The sequence below is a fragment of the Luteolibacter sp. Populi genome (assembly GCF_040801775.1).
In the GTDB taxonomy this organism is placed as follows: Bacteria; Verrucomicrobiota; Verrucomicrobiia; order Verrucomicrobiales; family Akkermansiaceae; genus Haloferula.
In genome coordinates this window covers 4,490,104-4,507,610 of record NZ_CP161812.1, presented here as the reverse complement: position 1 = coordinate 4,507,610, position 17,507 = coordinate 4,490,104, and the positions used below count along the sequence as shown (strand labels likewise).

Here is a 17,507-nt window from a genome sequence, read left to right as displayed (position 1 = left end):
GGATCCGGGAGATCAGTGGCCGTTGAGCGTGTCGATCTGGCTGACGCGGTTGAGTTGGAAGCTGCCGCGGACTTTCAGGCCGATGTCCTTGTTCGGACCGAGCGACTTGTGGAGACCGAAGATCTCCTCGTCGTAGACACCTGAAATACGATCCACGCCGTAGGCGGCGGCGGAGAGCTGCTCTTCCGCGGGAAGGAACGAAAGCTTCACCACGCGGCGGATATCGAAGCCCCGGGTGTGATCCGGATGGCGGCGGTGGCGGAAGGGATTGGTCGGATGATTGGCAGGCAGCACGATTTGCGTGGCCAGGCCCGATCCCTCGGGACCGAAGTCGCCGCTCATCCGCAGCGCGGGCAGCAGCGCCCGGGAAGCAGCCGCCTGCGCCGGGGCCAGCACTTCCAGAGCAGCCTGCAGGGCCTTGTCCCGGATCGATGCCGGGGTGGCCAACAGGTTGCCCTTTTCCTTCAGCGCGGCAGCCGCAGCCGCAGCCGCAGCCGAAGCGGTCGCCACGCTGCCGGTGAACTCCTGCGAATGGACGAAGCTTGAGTAGTCGATCGAAGGAGCCGAGGAAGGCCCCGTGTAGCGCGGCAATGCCGAAGCCAGAAAATCCGCAGCAGCCTTCGCGGCAGACGTCGCCAGCGGTGCCTCCTCGGTGGCGGTCGCGCGGACGATCGCGTTGAGGATCTGCTCGACGGCATCCGGAGCACGGGTGTCGCTGTAAGGCGTGATCTTCACTCCCAGCGCGGCGGTGCGGGCTTGCGCTACCTTTGCCACCTGATCGAGCGCGGCGCGGATTGCGGCGGTCTTCCGCCATTGCCCGCCGCTGGCCGCCAGCCATGAACCCTTCACCGCGGGATTGCCGGTGGCAGTGTCAAAGGGCAGCGGGATCGTGAAAGCACCCGCGTTGACCACCGTGACGACCTGCTCGCCATTGTAGGCGGCCTTGCCCGAGCCGGAGATCAGGATGCGGTCGCCATCGGCAAGACCATGGGCGGGTGCCGCGATCAGGACCGGCTGGACGGCCGGTGGCGCGAAGCCGGCGATCGGCACGGGAATCTCCCAAGTCCCCTTCACCGCGGGATCCCCGGCAAAAGCCATCGGGATCGAAAACGAATCGGCATCGATCCGCGTGATCGTTTTCACACCGTTGTAAGCCGCTTGCCCGGAGCCGCGGATCTCGATGTTGGTGCCGTTGTTGAGTCCGTGATTCGGAGCGGAGATCTTCACCCCTGCCGAGCCATCGCCGGTGCCGACATAGGCGGTGATCTCCCCGGAGCGCATCGACCACATGCCGCGCGAAGCCGGATCGGACTCGAAGGGCAGCTCGATGCTGAAGTGGTTGGCATCGATCGAGGTAACGAGGTGCTTGCCATTGTAGGCAGCTAGCGAATCGCGCAGCGTGATCCGGTCGCCGGTCTTCAGGCCATGCGCAGGCGATTCGACGATCAAGGGCGGGATCGCCGTGAAGGCCGAGTAGGCACCGATCGCACCGCCGGCACGGAAGCCCACCGCGATGCGGAAGCGATCGTTGTCGATGCGGACAATCTTGTGGATGCCGTTGTAAGCGGAGACGGCGGCACCGAACACGGCCACCTCATCGCCGGTCACCAGTCCGTGGGCCGTGGAAACGGCGGCTGTGGAAGCGCCGCTTTCCGAGGTCTGGAAGGCGCTGACCGGCTTCGGCGCGATCGCATCCGCCGCCGTGGCCGCTGCGGTGGCCGCAGCGGAAATCATGTCGCCGAAGAGTTCGCCGGCGAGGAAGCCGTCGTAGGCGGGCGAAGCCTCGGCGAAGGCCGCCGCGGTATTGAGCGCGAGCTGTTCCTTCTGCGCCTGGGTCGCTCCCGCAGGCAGTCCCGCAAGCGCGGCTTCGATCGCATCGAGCATCTCAACGCCTCGCGTATCGGCGTAGAAAGAGCCATCACGGAGGGCATTGGCGGCAGCGCGGGCCGCAACCGTGGAGCCGCCGTTCGCGATCGCGCGGACCTTGACCGCATCAAGGCTGGTCTGGAGAAAGGTATTGAAGGCGGCGGCAGCATCGGCCTGCGTCACGACCGGCGCAGCTGCAGCTTGGGCGGCAGCAGCCACGGTCGCTTGCGTCGCACCGCTCTGGCCGGCGGCAGTGGCAGCGGCGCTTGCCGCCTTGTCCGCGATCTGATCCACCGCCGCGGATGCCTTCGCATCCCCGAAGTCGAAGACCACGCTCGAGACCCGCGTCGCCGCCTGGGGCGGAAAGGAGCCGTACAGCCGCTCGTCCGTCACCAGCGACATGTCGCTCTCACTCTTCTGGATCCCGGCCTTCCGCGAAAGGACGGCCACCTGCTTCAGCAAGCTCGTCCTGCCCGCCGCATCGACGTGCAGGATCAGGCGCAGGTTCGCCGCATCGGAAGTCGGTGTCGGCACGTTCGGATCCGGGGCGCGCGGCACGTTGTTGGCGTCCAGAGGGACACTTACCTCGTTGACGGCGCCGAGGGACACCTCGCCCACCCACAAGCCGCGGTAGGGGCTGGACTGCGAGAAGACCGGACTCGCTGACGCCACCAGGGCGCAGGCAAGCACGGGGAAGGGTCGAAAAAACTTCGGCTTCATGAGGAGGGCGGTAGGCGCGAGCGGAGATCAGTTGCCCGTGTTGTCACGGAATCCGTTGACGGGCACCCAGGCTTCGGTGCCGAGATCGGTGGTGACCTTCAGGAGAGAACCTTGCTTCGGCTTGAGCATCTCGGAGCTGCGGCACTCCATCGGCACCGCGAAGGCCGCACCGGCCTCCAGTGGAGGCAGCGCCTGCTCCCACGCGCCGGCGGGCATCCGCACGGGCGTCGTGGCGATGGGTTGCTCGGCATTCCCGTAGGTCTTGATCAGGAAGGACAGCGGCAGCGCGGTATCGTTGCCGGCCACCTGCTCGATCGTCGGCGAAAGCGGATGCGGACAGGTATTGCGGAAGATCATCTGATCCGCGCCCCGGCCCAGCAGCAACCCGCTGCGCGAGGCCGTCTCGATCCCGAGCGGCCCTTGGAAAGCGGAAGCACCCTTCGAGTAGATCCAGAAGGCCTCGCCGGCGCGCATCGTCTCGGCGGATGGCTGCAGCACCTTCTTCCAGCGCCCCTCCGCCAGGCGGTAGATGGTCTGGGCGACATGCGCCTTCGACCCCGCGAAGAATTCACCGAAGGTCGGGCCGCCCTGCGCACGCACCTCGAAACCCACGAAGTTATAGGCATCGGGCCGCCATTGGACCGATGGCATGATCGCATCGCCGGCGGCCTTCCAACTGCAGGCCGACTTCGCGTGGATCAGGTAGGCGCGATTGCCGAGGATGCCGTCGAGCGACTTCAGGAAAGCTTCCGGCTTCCCCGGCGCATACCAGACTCCCCAGCCCTGCGACTTCAACAAGTCCACCGATGGATCCGTGACGAACTGGTTGGACACCGGGTTTTCGAACAAGGTCGCGACCGTATCGATGGGCAGCCCGGCAAAGACCTTTTCAGGCGTGGAATCGGCGGGCTCCACCGCCAGGAAGACCGCGTTCCAACCTGCTGTTAGAGCAATCTCTTGTACCCGTTGATGACCGATTTCCGCCCGCGCTTGGGTGAACAAAGTACCAAGGGCCATCGCAGCGACGCAGAGCCTGGTACCACGAAGGAGGTCGGGATACATGTAGGTCGGATACACAAGCCTGAGGTTAGATTGAAAGGAAAATTGATATTTTGTTTTTGAAATCAATCAGGAGGGCAGGTGTTCTCTTGCGCTGGCTGTTAGAAATCCCAACGCTCCCAAAGCTCCTCAAATCCTTATGGCATAAGGCTTCCAGACCCTCGGATCGGAACCGATCGCTCTCGGGAAATGCCGCGCATCAATTTCCCGAATCAACAAATTGTCGGAACCGACACAGGCGCTTCACTTTTGACATATCTCCCTCGTCTGGATTCCACATGCTTCCAAGCACTTATAGCCAACACAAGTCATTGCAGCTTATCCACCGTTAGCCGCAATCGTCAGGCTTGCTTACGCCTCGAAGGAAATCCTCCCATTTCGATAGATGCCCCCTTTTGCGGCGCAGCCGCTTTGGTGCGGCGGGCATCGCCGCTTTCCCAATGCGATCCCCGCGTCGGATCGCCATCCGAGTTCTCGGCAAATCTACCCCTACCCTTCCCTCCAAACGAAGCTTCCAACCGCCCCCCTTCATCACGCTCCCACCTCCCCGAATCCTATCACAAAGCCCGCTTCACTACCACTGCGAAAACCGCGATTCTCGTCGCAACAAAAGAGTCGCACCGCCCTTACGGGCCAGATCCGAGACATAACGCCACGCTCCCGCGGCGGCAGAAGTAACCACGGATTTTTCGGATTTCACGGACCGAAGATCGCCCGTTGGGATTTGGGATCTCAGATCTCAAATCTCAGATCTCAAATCTGAGATCTGAGATCCCGCCCCCCCCGGCCTGCCTTCCTCCTGTTCAAAAAATCCAAATGCCCGCTCCCGCTTTGATCCTTCGCCTCCATTCGTAGGATTCGTTTGATTCGTGGTGCCTGCTGATCTTGCCACGTTCCTGGCCTTTCAATTTTGAACAGGAGGAAAGGGCGGACGAAAAAAGGCTCTCCATCAGCAAACCTGACGAAGAGCCGTTTCCCCTGACTGGCGTCCCCCGTGGAAACAACGATCCCGAGCGACCGCCGGGTGACCGGCAGCGGCTCGGGATCTTGAATTTACTCAAGCGCGACTCCCTCAGGGTGCCGGGGTCACCGTCACCTGCAAGCGGGCGAACTTGGCGGCATCGACGGCCGGCAGGGTCAGCGTGACCGTGTCGGTGGTGCCGTTGTCCGTCACCGTGATCCCGGCGTCGGAAGAGGCTGTATCCACGCCCACGTCATAGACGTCCGGCCAGCCGCTCAGCAGGGTGCCAACCTCCACCGCCACTGCCACATCCGGCGTGAGCGAGGCATGGTCGCGGGTGAAGGTGAAGACCATGTTGCCACCCGTGACGTCGAACGCTGGACCCGTGCCGCCGGAGACGGTCGGCGAGCTGCCGAGCACGTATTCCACCGCGTCCTGAAGGCCGTCCTTATCGAAGTCATCGGTCGGGACGCCGCTCAGACCCTTCGTCGCAGCGTAGCCCGCGAAGCCCGGAGGCGTCACGATGAGCTTGATCTGCTTGGCGGTGCTGTCGGAAACCACGGAGTAGCCGCTTGGCAGGCCGGTGACCGTGAAGGTCCCCGTCAGGGTCGTGGTGTAGCTGGCCAGGATGTAGCTCGGCGCGGTCGGTGCATTCAGGACCGTGAAGTCCAGCGTCGCACCGGTGATGTCCAGACTGCCGGTCACCGCCAGGCGGTCGGCGGTCGCACCATCGACCTCGGCGGCGTAGCTGCCGGCGATGACCGTGTTACCGGCCGCGAAGGTTCCGACGACTGCACCCGGTGCCACCTTGCCCCCGGCATTCACCGTCAGCGCGGCGGTGATCGAGCCGGTGCCCTTGAGCGTGCCGGACGTATTCACCGTGACCGGCGATGGCACGTTGGTCGAGTTGAGCTGCAGCGTGCCGCCGTTGACCGTGGTCGGACCCGAGTAGCTCAGCCCGCCGCCGAGCACCTGGGTGCCGGTGCCGGTCTTGGTGATCGCCACCAGACCGCCGTTCGTGCCGCCATCGAAGTTCCGGATGCCGCCGTTGAAGGTGTAGCTGTTGCTGCCCGTGGTATTGATGATCACCGTGCCGGTGCCGTAGGTCCCGGCGTCGCTGAGGCCGCGGTTCTCGATCGTGCCGGATCCAGTGGCCAGCACCAGGCCGCCCACCGTTTCGGAGAAACCATTCAGGCGCAGGAAGGATTCCGCCATCGCTCCGGTCGGATACGCGGTCGGGGTCCAGGTGATCACGGAGCTGTCCGCAATCTGCTCGTTGCCGGCCAGAATCAGACCGGCGTTGTTACCGTTCCAAGCGGTGGAGGACAAGTTGACGTTGCCCGGGATGGCAATCGCGCCGCCCGTCTTGGCCAGCACCAGCCTGCAAACCGCGCCAAGCGTGGTCGTGCCCGCGTAGGTATTGCTGGCCGCGCCGGACAGGGTCACGGTGTTGTTCGTCACCTTGATCAGTCCGCCGGGGCCGCTGATTGCCCCGCTCATGGCGAAGTTGACACCACCGCCGATGCCGCTGTCCGTCGCGAGCGTGATGTTGCCCGCGTAGGTCACGTTGGTGCCGCCGTCGTTCGCCTGCAGCGCGCCATTGCCGTTGCCGAGGCCGTTGAGCTCGAAGTTCTCGTTCACCGTGCCTACCACCGCTCCACCTGCTGAGACGCGGGAGTTGTTGGTGGCGGACACGACCGTCTTCCCGACCGTGCTGCCGAGCGCATCGAGCGTCCGGAACTGGACCTCCTCCTGATTGACGAAGAAGTCGCCATCAAAGGTGTTGCTGGCTTGGATGATCATCTGCCGCGCACCGGTCTTGGTCAGCGAACCGGGACCGGAGATCGCGCCGCTGATGAACCAGTTGCCGCCGGTCATGCCATCCAAGGTGCCACCAGCCGCGCCGAGCGTGATCGCCTTGTTGAAGACGTTCAGGCCGACGTTCACGGCGGTATTCGTGAAACGGAGCGTGCCGCCGTCGATGCTCAGCGTCGTGCCCGCACCGATCGCCGAGTTGCTGCCGTTCGAGGCCAGGCTGGCTGCTGCCAGCACGCCGCCATTGATGGCGGTGGTGCCGGTGTAGGTGCTCGTGCCCGTGAGGAACAAGGTGCCCGGACCGGTCTTGGCCAGACCCTGCGTGCCGGCCAGCGGCAGGCTGATCGTGGTATCCACGTTCTGTGTCTGAATCGTCGGCGTGCCAGAGGCGGCAGCCAGGGTTAGCGTGCTGCTGTTCGAGGCATCGAGCGTCCAGGTGAAGGCCCCGGCATTCCCGAAGCTCAGCCCCGCGACCGTCCGGTTCAGATCGAGCGTGACCGTGCGGTTGGCCGTCTGTGGCAGGGTGAAGTCCGCCACGGAAATGTCGCCGTTGGCATTGACCTCGTTGTCCCAGTTGGCACCGGCGGACCACAGGCCGTTCGCGTCCACCACCCACTTCGGCGTGGTGACCGTGCGGTAGACCGCGGTGATCACGTCGCTATCGGCGAAGCCGCCGCCGGTGGCGTAGGCCTTCAACGTCATCACCGAGTCCGTCGGAACCACGATCCCCGTGATCGGGCTCGTCCCGGTCAGGGAGGCGGTGGTCGGCGTCGAACCGTCCAGCGTGTAGTAAATGGTCGAGCCGCTGTCCGCGGTGATGGTCACCGACTGCGCGCCGGTGTAGTTGCCGCCAGCCGGGCTAAAGGCCGGTGCCACCGCCTTGTCGGTCACGCGGATGCTGCCGGTGGACGCCAGCCCGGTGAGTTCCCACTGGAGACCCGGGGCCAGAACCGGCAGGCCTGCAACCGAGCCGAAGGAACCGGCGAAGGTGCCGCCGACGCCGGGCTCGAAGATCTGGAAGGTATCATTCGCCACCAGCGCGTCCCCGCTCGGCACAATGGTGAGCGTGCCGCCGTAGTTGACCTTGGTGAAGCCCTTGATCTTGTCGGTCGTCAGGACCGCGCCGGTCTTGTTGATCTCGATGACGGTGTTGCCCGCCAGCGTGACCACGTTGTTGGAATTCACGGTGGCGATGCCGGTGCCGCCCGGAGTGAACGTGCCGCCCGCCTGGACATTGAAAACGCCGTTCACCGAGCCGACGCCGGTAAGAGAGCCGCCGGAGGCGACCGTCACTGGGCCGGTCACGCTCGCGGTGCCGGCAAGTGCCAGCGTACCGCCGCTGCCGACAATCGCGCCGCCGGGGACGTTGAAGTTGCCGGCACTGGCGACTCCCGGGGCGAAGACGCCGCCGGAAACCACGCTGAGTGCACCATTGGTGGTGCCGGTGCCTTCGAAACGGCCGGTGCCGGTCACGGTCACGGTCGCCGCGCCCCAGGTACCGTTCACGCGCAGGATCCCGTCATTCACTTCGCCCGGGCCGGTCGCACCGGTCATGGTGCCGGTCAGGATCTGGGTGCCGGTGCCGGTCTTGGTGATGGCGACTTTCCCGCCCGAGCCGCCGGCGTTACCATCGAGGTCCCGCACCTGGCCGCTGTACGAGTAGCTATTGGCACCCGTCACGTTGACGATGACTTTGCCAACGCCGAAATTCCCGGTGTCCCCGGAGCCGCGGTTTTCAATCACCGGCAAGCCGTTGTTGGGAGACACCAGGCCACTCACGGTTTCGGTGAAGCCGTTCAGGCGGAAGAAGGCATCGGCCTGCCCCCCGCCTCCAAAGCCGGTGGCAGTCCAGGTGATGGTGGCCGCATCGGCAATCTGCTCATTGCCGCCCAGGACGATGCCCGCGGCATTCCCGCCGAAGAGGCTCGACGAGATGTTGACGTTGCCGGGGATGGCAAGCGCACCGCCGGTCTTGGCAAGCAGCAGCTTGCCGCTGCCACCCAGGGTGGTAGCACCGCTGTAAGTGTTGCTGGCGCTGCCGGAGAGCGTTTGGGTGAGAGAGCCGACCTTCACCAGGGTGATCGCATTCGCCGCTCCGGCGTCCGTGATCACGCCGCTGAAGTTCGTGGAAGTCACTGAACCGAGTTGCAGCGTCACCGGAGTGGCCGCGCTGTTCGTGACCGTGCCGCCGCCGCCCGCGGAATCTCCCAGCGAGCCGACCAGCTGGTTGCGGCCGTTCAGGTCGAAGGTCGCACCCGCCGCGATCTGCACCGCCGAGTTCGTTGGCATCGGCGTGCGCGTCGCATAGGGGATCGGGTAGGCATTGGCGGAGCCCAGGTTCGGCGTGGCATTCGCCACCGCCACATACGGGGTCGCGGTGCCGGACCAGGTGTGGATGGGGGTCGGGCCGGCTTGGTTGGCATTGGAGCGGTCGTCCAGCACCGTGAAGTTCGTGCCGTCCGTGCTGCCCTGGACCTGCCATCGCGACGGGTTGCGGTTCGGATGGTCGTCGTTGGCAGTCGCCCAGTTGTAGGAGTCGAAATCCTTCGGCGTCCCGAAGTCGTAGCTGAGGAAGTAAGGGGTGCCGGTGATGCCGAACTTCGTATGGGCTCCGGCCTGGCCCAGATTGTCATTGGCATTCATCCACCAGCCTTCACCGCTGGTCGCACCGCCCGTGGAAGACCCGGTGGTGGCGGCGGTCCAGACGCCTGCCTTGTAGTAGTGCAGCTCGCTGATCTGGTTGTAGGAAGTGGTGCTTCCGGCGGTGTTCCGGGTGACCGCGAAGCGGAAGTAGCGGAAGGCCGTGGGCGAACCCGCGCCCACCTTCAGGGTGCCGGCGCTGATCACCGTGTTCCCGGCGAAGCTGTTCGTGCCGGTCAGCACCAGCGTGCCCGCGCCGGTCTTGGTCAGGCTGCCATTGATGGTGGAGCCGATCGTAGCCTCCACTCCCGGTGCCGTGTTGATCGCCCCGCTACCAAGCGAGAGCGTGTTATCCTGCACCGTGTAGCCGGTGGTATTGAAGGTGATGCCGGCAGCCGTGATCCCGCTTGCCGCGACCGAAACGGTCCCCGCGGCCCCGCCGAAGATGGCGGACTGCGCGCTGGTCCAGGCGGTATCGACCCCGGCCGTGGCGAGGCTGTCCCAGTTGGTCGCGCTGGTGTCCCACACGCCTGCACCGCCATCGGCATCGGCTGTTAGATCCGTGCCATCCCAGAACAGGTCGGCGGAGTGGACGGGGAGGGCGGCGGCAAGAAGGACGAGGGAACTTCTAACGAAACGATGGTTCTTTTTCATGGGCGGGAGACGGAGAGGCACGCCTGGGGCAGAGGGAGGTCTAAGGGCGCATCGAACGCACGTCACCCCGACCGGGTAGGTTTAGTCCTCGCGGCATCTGTGCAAATCTCTGCACGTCATCGCTTGTAGTGGATTACCCGCATTCCACCGCTACTGCCTGCTTCCTTCCCATGGGAATGTACATCCTAAGGGGGTACCCTTAAGAGGGATAACCTTTGCGTGCCGTTCGGGGCTACGGGTGGTGTGCCGTTCGGGGCACCACCCCTGTGCCGCTCGGGGCTACGACCCGGGGGCGTCCGTCGGGCGGCTGGGAGGGGCGTTGATCGGCTTCGGCAGCGGGCCTGTTCCGGCATCGCCGCGGGCTTGCTGCTCGAGGATCGCCTGCGCGACGGCGGCGGCCATCCGTTCGCGGTAGGCCGGATCGCCGCAGAGCTTTGCTTCGGAGGCATTCGAGAGGTAGCCGATCTCCACCAGCACGCTCGGGATGTCCGCGTTCCGGGTCAGGCGGAGGCGGCGGCGGACCAAGCCGCGGTTGCCGGATTCCGCGGGCGAGACAGCCTCCATCTTGCGCTGGATGCGGGTGGCGAGGCCGTGGCTATCGACCCGCCAGTAGTAGGTCTCCGGGCCGCGGATGCCCGAGCCGCTGGAGTTGTAATGAAGGCTGACGAGGATCGTGCCGTCCTTGCCGCTGGCCCGCGCGGCGCGGACATCGAGGTCGATGAACTCATCGTCGTCGCGCATCAGCACGGTGCGGACCTTGCCGCGCAGGTGGCGTTGCACGCGCTTGGCCGTATCGAGGGCCAGATCCTTCTCGCGCAGGCCGTGGGCCGCCGCTCCCGAATCCTTGCCGCCGTGTCCGGCATCGAGGATCACGGTGCCGAAGCCCTGCGGACCCGGGCGGTGGCCCCACTCATCGTGACGCAAGCTATTGCCGGAGCCGCTGGTGACCGTTGGTCCGGCGCAGGAGGCAAAAGCGAGGATCGCGGCACCGGCGGTGAGGAGGCGGAGGGTCATGCGCGGAATCATCGGCGATGTGACCGGTATGGCCACGCAAATTTCCGGCTCAGTGCTTGGCCTGACCGCTCTCCAGAAACTCCTGCACCTGCTTGCGCTCGGCGGAGGGCAGCGCGGCGAGCCAGCGTTCCGCGGCAGCCGGTTCGTAGTCCGACCAGCGTGCCGCGAGGTTCTTGGCCGCCCACAGCCGCTCATCGCCCGCGGGCAGGGAAGCGACCCACTTGCTGGCGGCAGCCGGATCTTCCTCGGCCCAGCGCGAGGCGAGATCGGAGGCCTTCTGGGTGAGCTGGCGATTCCCTTCCTGAGGGGTGCCGTTCTCCGGCTTGGGCTCCGGATTCGCGATGAGATATCCGATCGCCTGGGCCCGGAAGTCCACGGGGAGGTCACTGTAGTTGCTCTCGACCAGCTTCTTCGCGACGACCGACTTTTGCTCGCCCGGCAGGGCGGCGAATTCGCTGACCAAAGACTTCATCTGCTCGCGGTCCCAGGAAATGGCGGCTCGGGTTTGCTGCCATGTCATCGCTGTTTCCCCCTCTCCCAAGTCGGCCAGCAGGGTGGAGGGGGTGGCGGTCTTGCCCTCCGCCCGGCTGCTGCGGGATGCGACCGCCTGCTTGGCCATGTCGATCTCGTTCTGATCGGTCAGGCTGGCCAACCAGGCGGCCTTCTTGTCAGCGGGTAAATTCTGGCCGAGCGCATAGATGGCGGAGCGACGCTGGGACTCGTCCAAATCCCCGGAGCCGAACAGTTCCATCAGGCGGTCCACGTTCTTCGAACCGAGCGTGCTGATCGCCTGGGACCGGATCTGCTGGGTCTGCTGGCTGGTGAGAGCCAGCCCGCTTAAATCCATCGAGAGCCATTTCTGCGGATCGCCCTGAACCAGATAGTAGCCCCCCGCGCCCTCCAGCGCGGCACCGAGCCAGCCCGGAGGGAGCATCCCGGGATCCTTGGCGATCTCCTTCATCAACTCGGAATTGTTCTGCAGCGCCTCCTTGAAGAAACGTTTGCCGTCCTGCGTCCGGCTGAGTTCGGCGATCCCCGATGCGAGGTTGCGCTTGAGCGAAGCGCTCGCGAGACCTTGGGCGACGGCATCGCGCAGGGAATCCGGCCAGTTCGCAGATTGTGCCTTCAAGAGCTCCGGCGAGGACTTGGCCAATTCGCGGATCATTTCGGAGACCGTGGAGGAGTTCTCCGGCGAGAGGGATTTCTGGAGCTCCGGGATGCGGGAGAGCACGAGTTGCGGATCGGCCTTGGCCAGCGCGGTGCCGATGGCCGAAGCCACGCGCGCGCGCTTGGCCGGATCCTTGAGCTTGTCCAGATAGGCGAGGGCCGCGGCCGGATCCTTACCCGCCCAATCCTGGGAGATCTCGTAGAAGCGATCGCTATCCTTGCGCATGGCGTAGCTGACCAAGCCTTCCGGATCCGAGGCCAGCCAGCGGGCGCGGAGGGTCCGGTAGAAGAGGTAGGTCTGCATGTCCTCCGAGCCCTCATTGATCCACTCGGAATCGTACCAGGTCTCGATGTCGCCCAGGGGAATGGTCTGCGCGAGGTGGATGATCGCCCGCATCCGCTCCTCCGGAGTCTTGGCCATGCGGATCCGGGCGAGGCGCTCGGTGACCTCAAGCGGCACGCTGGATTTAGGCGGGGCGCGCCGGCTTTTGGCAGCCTTGACGTCTGCCGCCGCTTCAGCCGCGCCGGCGGGCGCGGGTTTCTTCGCCTGACCCGCCAGCCAGCCGGCGGACAGGCAGCTTGCAAAGATCGCCGCGGAAATCAGGGCCGTCTTCATTCTTCCGTTTGCTTGGGGATGTAGGGTTCGAGGGCCTTGTGCTGCTCCTCCGAGAGCTCGGCCGCGGCAAGCCATTGCGTGGCCGCCTCCCGGTCGCGCTGCATCCAGTTGGCGACGGTATTACCAAGGGAGTTCTGCTGGAGGTTCGGGTTGGAAATCTTCATGCTCCACTCGATCGCTGCGGAATAGTTCTGCTGGCTCAGCAGGATTCCTGCGGCATTCCCGGCACCCTTGTCACGGGCGCTTTGATCCGGCCGGGCTTCCCACCATGCGGAATAGCCCTGTAAATCCTGCGCGATCCAAACATTGGCGACCTGATCGGAGCCCAGGCCATAGCCGCCGTACATGCGGCTTTTATCCGCGGGACCATCCTTCTCCGCCTCCAGCACGGCCTGCATCGTTTGTTCAGGATTCCATGCCGCGAGTTGCGAGAGGAACTCGCGGACCTGCGGCACGCCGTCGCCGCCTCCCCCGCCGCCCTGCGGATAGTGGGTCCACTTCATCCGGTAAGCGGCATCGGGACATTTCTTCAACAGTTCAGCGAGCGTTTCCAAGGCCTGCTCGGGATGCTCATCCACCAAGCCCTTGCCGACCTGGGCGAGGCGTTCCGCAGCCAGCAGCGGCAGTTCGATTTTCTTCGCCTGCTCCAGCGCTTTCTCAGGATCGGACTCGACCAGATGCGCGAAGGCAGAAGCCTCCAACTCGCGCTTCATGGCTCCGGCAGGCAGGCCGGCGGCGAGTTCCCCGAAGGCTTCCGGGTGCTCCTGCGCCACGGTGTCGAAGAAGGCCTTGCGCATCGTCTCGTCCTTGCCGCGTTCGCTTAACCAGTGGAAGGCTTCATGGGGATCTTTCGAGGCCCAGCGCTTCAGCATCTTGCCGATGCTGTATTCGTTGCCGTATTTGATCAGGAATTCGACCCCGGCGCGCGGGTCCTTCCTGCCGACATGCTCGGCCAGCTCGTTCATTTCGAAGGTTTTGGCGAGGCCGGGATCGGCCTCTAACATCTTGAGCGCCTTCTCCGGATGGAAGTTGGAGAGACCGCGCAGGAGGAAATTGCGCATGGTCTCGCCCTGGCCCTGCACCGCGGCCAGCGCGGCATCCGGATCGCTCATCGACCATGCCCACCAGGCCGGGCCTTCCTCGCCGTCACGCTTGGCGGTTTCGATCAGGCTGCGCGGGTTCTTCTTCGCCCATTGGGTGAAGATCAGGTCCTTGATCCACATGTTGGTCTCGCCCTTCTTGTGGTAGGCGTCCCAGTAGGCGGCCATCTGTTCTTCCGAGGCATCGAGCAGCCAGAGCCCGAGGCGGGTGTAGAGTTCCGGACCCTCAAGCGCGAGCAGGGTCTCCATGCTGTCCGTGGAGACCGGCAGCTTGTCCGGGCTGATGGCGGGAGGAAGCGATACCGCTGGAACGCTGCCTCTACCGCCACCGCTACGGGGGGCTTTTGTTGGAGCATCTTGCACCACCGCCGGCGTTTCAGGGGCGCGCTGGAGCCGCGGGATCGCCAAGCCGGTGGCGAAGCCTAGCCCGGCCACGGCAAGCCAGAGATAATGGCGGGTTTTCATCGGTTATGATCTGCTAGCGGGGCTGGCGTGGTGTGGCAAGAAGGCCATTCGGAATCGCGGTTAGCGGCCCTCCTTCATGAATTTCTCCACCTCGCTGCGTTCGCCTGCGGGCAGGGCGGCGATCCAGCGGCTGGCAGCGGACGGCTCGTATTCAGCCCAGCGGGCGGCCAGGTTCTTGGCGGCCCAGAGGCGCTCGTTTCCCGAGGGCAGGCCGGTGACCCAGTCCGCGGCGGCGGTGGAATCTTTTTCCACCCAGATGACGGCAATGTCGCAGGCGGCCACGGCGAGAGGATCGCGCCTCTGACCACCGTTTTGTTCCCGAGGCGGTTCCCCGCTTGAAGCCGCGGGGGGATTCGCCAGCAGATAGTCCAGCGCCTTGGCTTTGAACTCCATGGGGATGCCGCGTTGATTGTTCGTGATGAACTTGCCCGCGATCAGCGCCTTCTTGTCAGCGGGCAAGGCATCGAATCCGTCATTCAGAACCTGCATCTGCTCGCGGCCCCATCTCCCGGTGACGCTCGACTCCGCCCAGCTGAGATCCCTGCCCGTCTCCGCCAAATCGCTCAAGAGGCCGGCGGGCGTGATGGAATTCCCGTCATCCTGCGATCTGAAAGCGAAAGCAGCCTTGGCGGCATCGCGATCGCCCTCGTCGCTGAGGCCAGCCATCCATGCCTCCGCCTGATCCTTGTCGAGGCGTGCCACCAGATACTGAATGGCACCGCTGCGCTCCTGCTTTCCCAACTCTTGCCCCGCGAGGAGCGACTTCAACTTCTCCGGATCCTTCGATGCGAGCTGGCTGAGCGCCGAGTTGCGGAGCTGCCGGGCTTGGTTCTCGTTGAGGCCGATCGCTGCCAGATCTGAATCCAGCCATTTCCCCGGATCGTCCTGGACCAGATAGTAGCTGGCACCACCCCCCCGGGAAACCAGGTCACCCAGCCACCCGGGAGGCAAGGAGCCGAGATCGCGGCCTATGCTTTTCATCAACTCGCTGTCGTCACCCGCGACTTCCATGAAGACGCGTTTGCCGTCTTCCTGACGGCCGAGTTCGGCGAGTCCGCGCACGAGGTCCTTCTTCAGCGAGGCACCCGCGAGGCCGTTTCTCGCGGCATCCTGGAGCAGCTTGGGCCACTTCAAAGCCTCGGCTTTCAACAACTCCGGCGACGACGACGCCAGCGCGCGGATCATGCCTGAGACTTGATTGGCCTGCTCCGGCCCAACAGCCGCGAAAAGATCGCCGATGCGCGCGGCGACGGCCTGGGGATCCGCCTTTGCCAGCGGATTCCCCATGTATGCAAGCATCCTGCTGCGGGTCTGCGGGTCCTTCTCCTGCCCGATGCAGGCGAGCGCGGCGACAGGATCGCGCCGCGCCCAATCGCCTGCGAACTCGTAGGCGATCCGTATCTCCTTGCGCAAGCAGAAGGCAAGCATCCCGGCCGGATCCTCCTCCTGCCAGCGCGAGAGCAAGGTGCGGGTGAAGAGGCTTTCCTGCATGTCCTCCGACCCATCGAACCAGCGGGCGCTCAGCCACTTTTCGATATCCGCCACGGGGATGTCCCCGGCGAGTTGGATGGTGGCCCTCAGGCGCTCGCCGGTGGTCTGCGCGGTGCGGACCGGCGCGAGCATGGCGAGCACCTCGGAAGGCACGGAGGACTTGGATTTACCGCGGACGGTCTTCGCCGCTTTGGACCCGGCGGCAAGGTTTCCATCGACCTGATCGTGCGCGGGATTCATCCGCCCGGCCAGCCAACCGGCGATGGCACACAGCGCGAAGACCGACGCAGGAAGCTTCAGGGAGCGCGGCGCTTTCATTCCTGAGTTTCGGGGAAGTACGGTGACAGGGACTCGCGGGCTTGGTCCGAGATCTCCGCTTGGTCGACCCAGCGGCGCGCAGCCTCGCGGTCCTGACTGGCCCAACCACTCACGAGATTGCTCAAAGCGTTCTGTTGCCGGTTCGCATCGGAGATCCGCGCGACCCATCCGGCCGCGCTGGTGAAATCATTCTGCCGCTGGAACTGGTCCACGATCATGCTGGCACCCATATCGCGCAGACCGGGCTCGTGCTGCGATTCACACCATGCGGAGAAGCCTTCCAGATCGCCCTGGGCCCAATAGCCAGCGACCTGTCGTGAGGCAGGGTAGCTATGGTAGGGCGTCGGAGCACTTGGCGAGGTGTCCTGCATCTCCAGATCCAGCACCGCTTGCATCGTCTGCCGGGGGTCATGCGCGGCCAAGGCCGCGAGGAACCGGGACACACCCGTTACGCCATTGCTGCCGCCGCCGCTGCCGTCGGGATACCTGACCCAAGCCGGACGATTGGCGGCGTCGGGACATTTCTCGAAGATCTCGCCAAGGATCTCAAAAGCCCGCGCCGGATCTTCTGCAGCCAAAGACTGGCCGAGCAGGGAGAGACGTTCCGCGGCGAGGCGCGGGACCCCGATCTTCCGCGCTTCCTCCGCGGCCTTCTCCGGATCGGTCTCCGCCAGATGCGCGAACGCCGCCGCCTCGATCTCGCGCCGCATGGCACCGGAGGGAAGCGTGGCCGCCAGTTCCGGGAGGACGTCCGGATGCTCCTTCTTCACCGTATCGAAGAACTCCTTGCGGGTATACTCCTCGCCGGGGTGCTCGGTCAGCCATTCAAAGGCGCGGTGGGGATCCTGCGCCGCCCATTTCTTCAACCCTTGCCTGGCGTAGTACTCGTCGTTCCGGTACTTGGTCATGAACTCCATCTCCGCCTTGGGATCGCCGCCGGAGAGTCTCTCCGCGAGCTGCTCCATCTCGAAGGTATTCAGCAGTTTCGGGTCCTGCTCCAGCATCTGGCGGGCGAGTTCCGGGTGGAAGTAGGCGAGGCCACGCAGGCCGAAGTTCCGCATCCGCTCGGGCTTGCCCTCGATGTAGGCGAGCATCCCCTGGGGATCGCTCATCGACCACGACCACATGGCCGGGATCTCGCAGCCGGTGCGTCTCGCCATCTCCAGCATGCCGGCGGCGTTCTTCTTCCCCCACTGGGTGAAGAGCAGGTCCTTGATGGTGTCGTTCGGGTCCTCGCGCTGGTAGTAGCCCTCCCAAAAGGCGGTCATCTCTTCCTCGGAAGCATCCAGCAACCACAGGCCCAGGCGGGCGTAGAGGGGGCCGCGTTCGAGCTGCAACAAGCTCTCCACGGTATCGGTGGATTTCGGCAGGGGCCCGGGCTTCACCAGGGTCAGCTTCGGATCCGCCGGGTCTTTGCCACTGGCAGCGCCGCCTTTGGCTGGCATGGGCGATGCCGCTTCCGCCGGATTTGCCATGGAGGTCCCGGGGCCTCCGCCGAGACGGCTGACGCCAAAACCGGTGGCAAGGCCCAAGCCTGCGAGAACCGGCAAAAGATAGGCGCGGGATTCCATCTGTTATCATCTGCTAGCGGAGCCCGTGGATGCTGGCAAGGGAGGCATTG

General features: G+C 65.0%; 8 protein-coding genes. All 8 read right to left on the bottom strand.

The window, feature by feature from the left end; translation table 11 throughout:
- Positions 1 to 12: 12 nt before the first annotated feature.
- The 8 genes from ABWK72_RS18315 to ABWK72_RS18280 all read right to left on the bottom strand — a co-directional run bounded on the left by ABWK72_RS18315 (position 13) and on the right by ABWK72_RS18280 (position 17,331).
- Positions 13 to 2,556, bottom strand: a complete 2,544-nt coding sequence (locus tag ABWK72_RS18315; RefSeq protein WP_367871014.1) for a hypothetical protein — start codon at positions 2,554 to 2,556, stop codon at positions 13 to 15.
- Positions 2,557 to 2,613: 57 nt separating this feature from the next.
- A complete protein-coding gene (locus tag ABWK72_RS18310; protein WP_367871013.1) occupies positions 2,614 to 3,663 on the bottom strand; it encodes a hypothetical protein in 1,050 nt (349 codons plus the stop codon).
- Positions 3,664 to 4,717: 1,054 nt separating this feature from the next.
- Positions 4,718 to 9,715, bottom strand: a complete 4,998-nt coding sequence (locus ABWK72_RS18305) for a beta strand repeat-containing protein (RefSeq protein WP_367871012.1) — start codon at positions 9,713 to 9,715, stop codon at positions 4,718 to 4,720.
- Between the two features lie 279 nt (positions 9,716 to 9,994).
- Positions 9,995 to 10,729: an N-acetylmuramoyl-L-alanine amidase gene (locus ABWK72_RS18300; protein WP_367871011.1), complete on the bottom strand. Its 735-nt coding sequence runs from the start codon at positions 10,727 to 10,729 to the stop codon at positions 9,995 to 9,997.
- A 49-nt stretch (positions 10,730 to 10,778) separates the two neighbouring features.
- Positions 10,779 to 12,512, bottom strand: a complete 1,734-nt coding sequence (locus tag ABWK72_RS18295; protein WP_367871010.1) for a hypothetical protein — start codon at positions 12,510 to 12,512, stop codon at positions 10,779 to 10,781.
- Entirely contained in the window at positions 12,509 to 14,077 is a 1,569-nt protein-coding gene (locus tag ABWK72_RS18290) for a hypothetical protein (RefSeq protein WP_367871009.1), read from the bottom strand. Before ABWK72_RS18290 ends, ABWK72_RS18295 begins: the two co-directional genes overlap by 4 nt.
- Before the next feature lie 60 nt (positions 14,078 to 14,137).
- Positions 14,138 to 15,886: a hypothetical protein gene (locus tag ABWK72_RS18285; protein ID WP_367871008.1), complete on the bottom strand. Its 1,749-nt coding sequence runs from the start codon at positions 15,884 to 15,886 to the stop codon at positions 14,138 to 14,140.
- Positions 15,883 to 17,331, bottom strand: a complete 1,449-nt coding sequence (locus tag ABWK72_RS18280) for a hypothetical protein (RefSeq protein ID WP_367871007.1) — start codon at positions 17,329 to 17,331, stop codon at positions 15,883 to 15,885. The genes ABWK72_RS18285 and ABWK72_RS18280 overlap by 4 nt, the downstream gene beginning before the upstream one ends.
- Positions 17,332 to 17,507 lie beyond the last annotated feature (176 nt).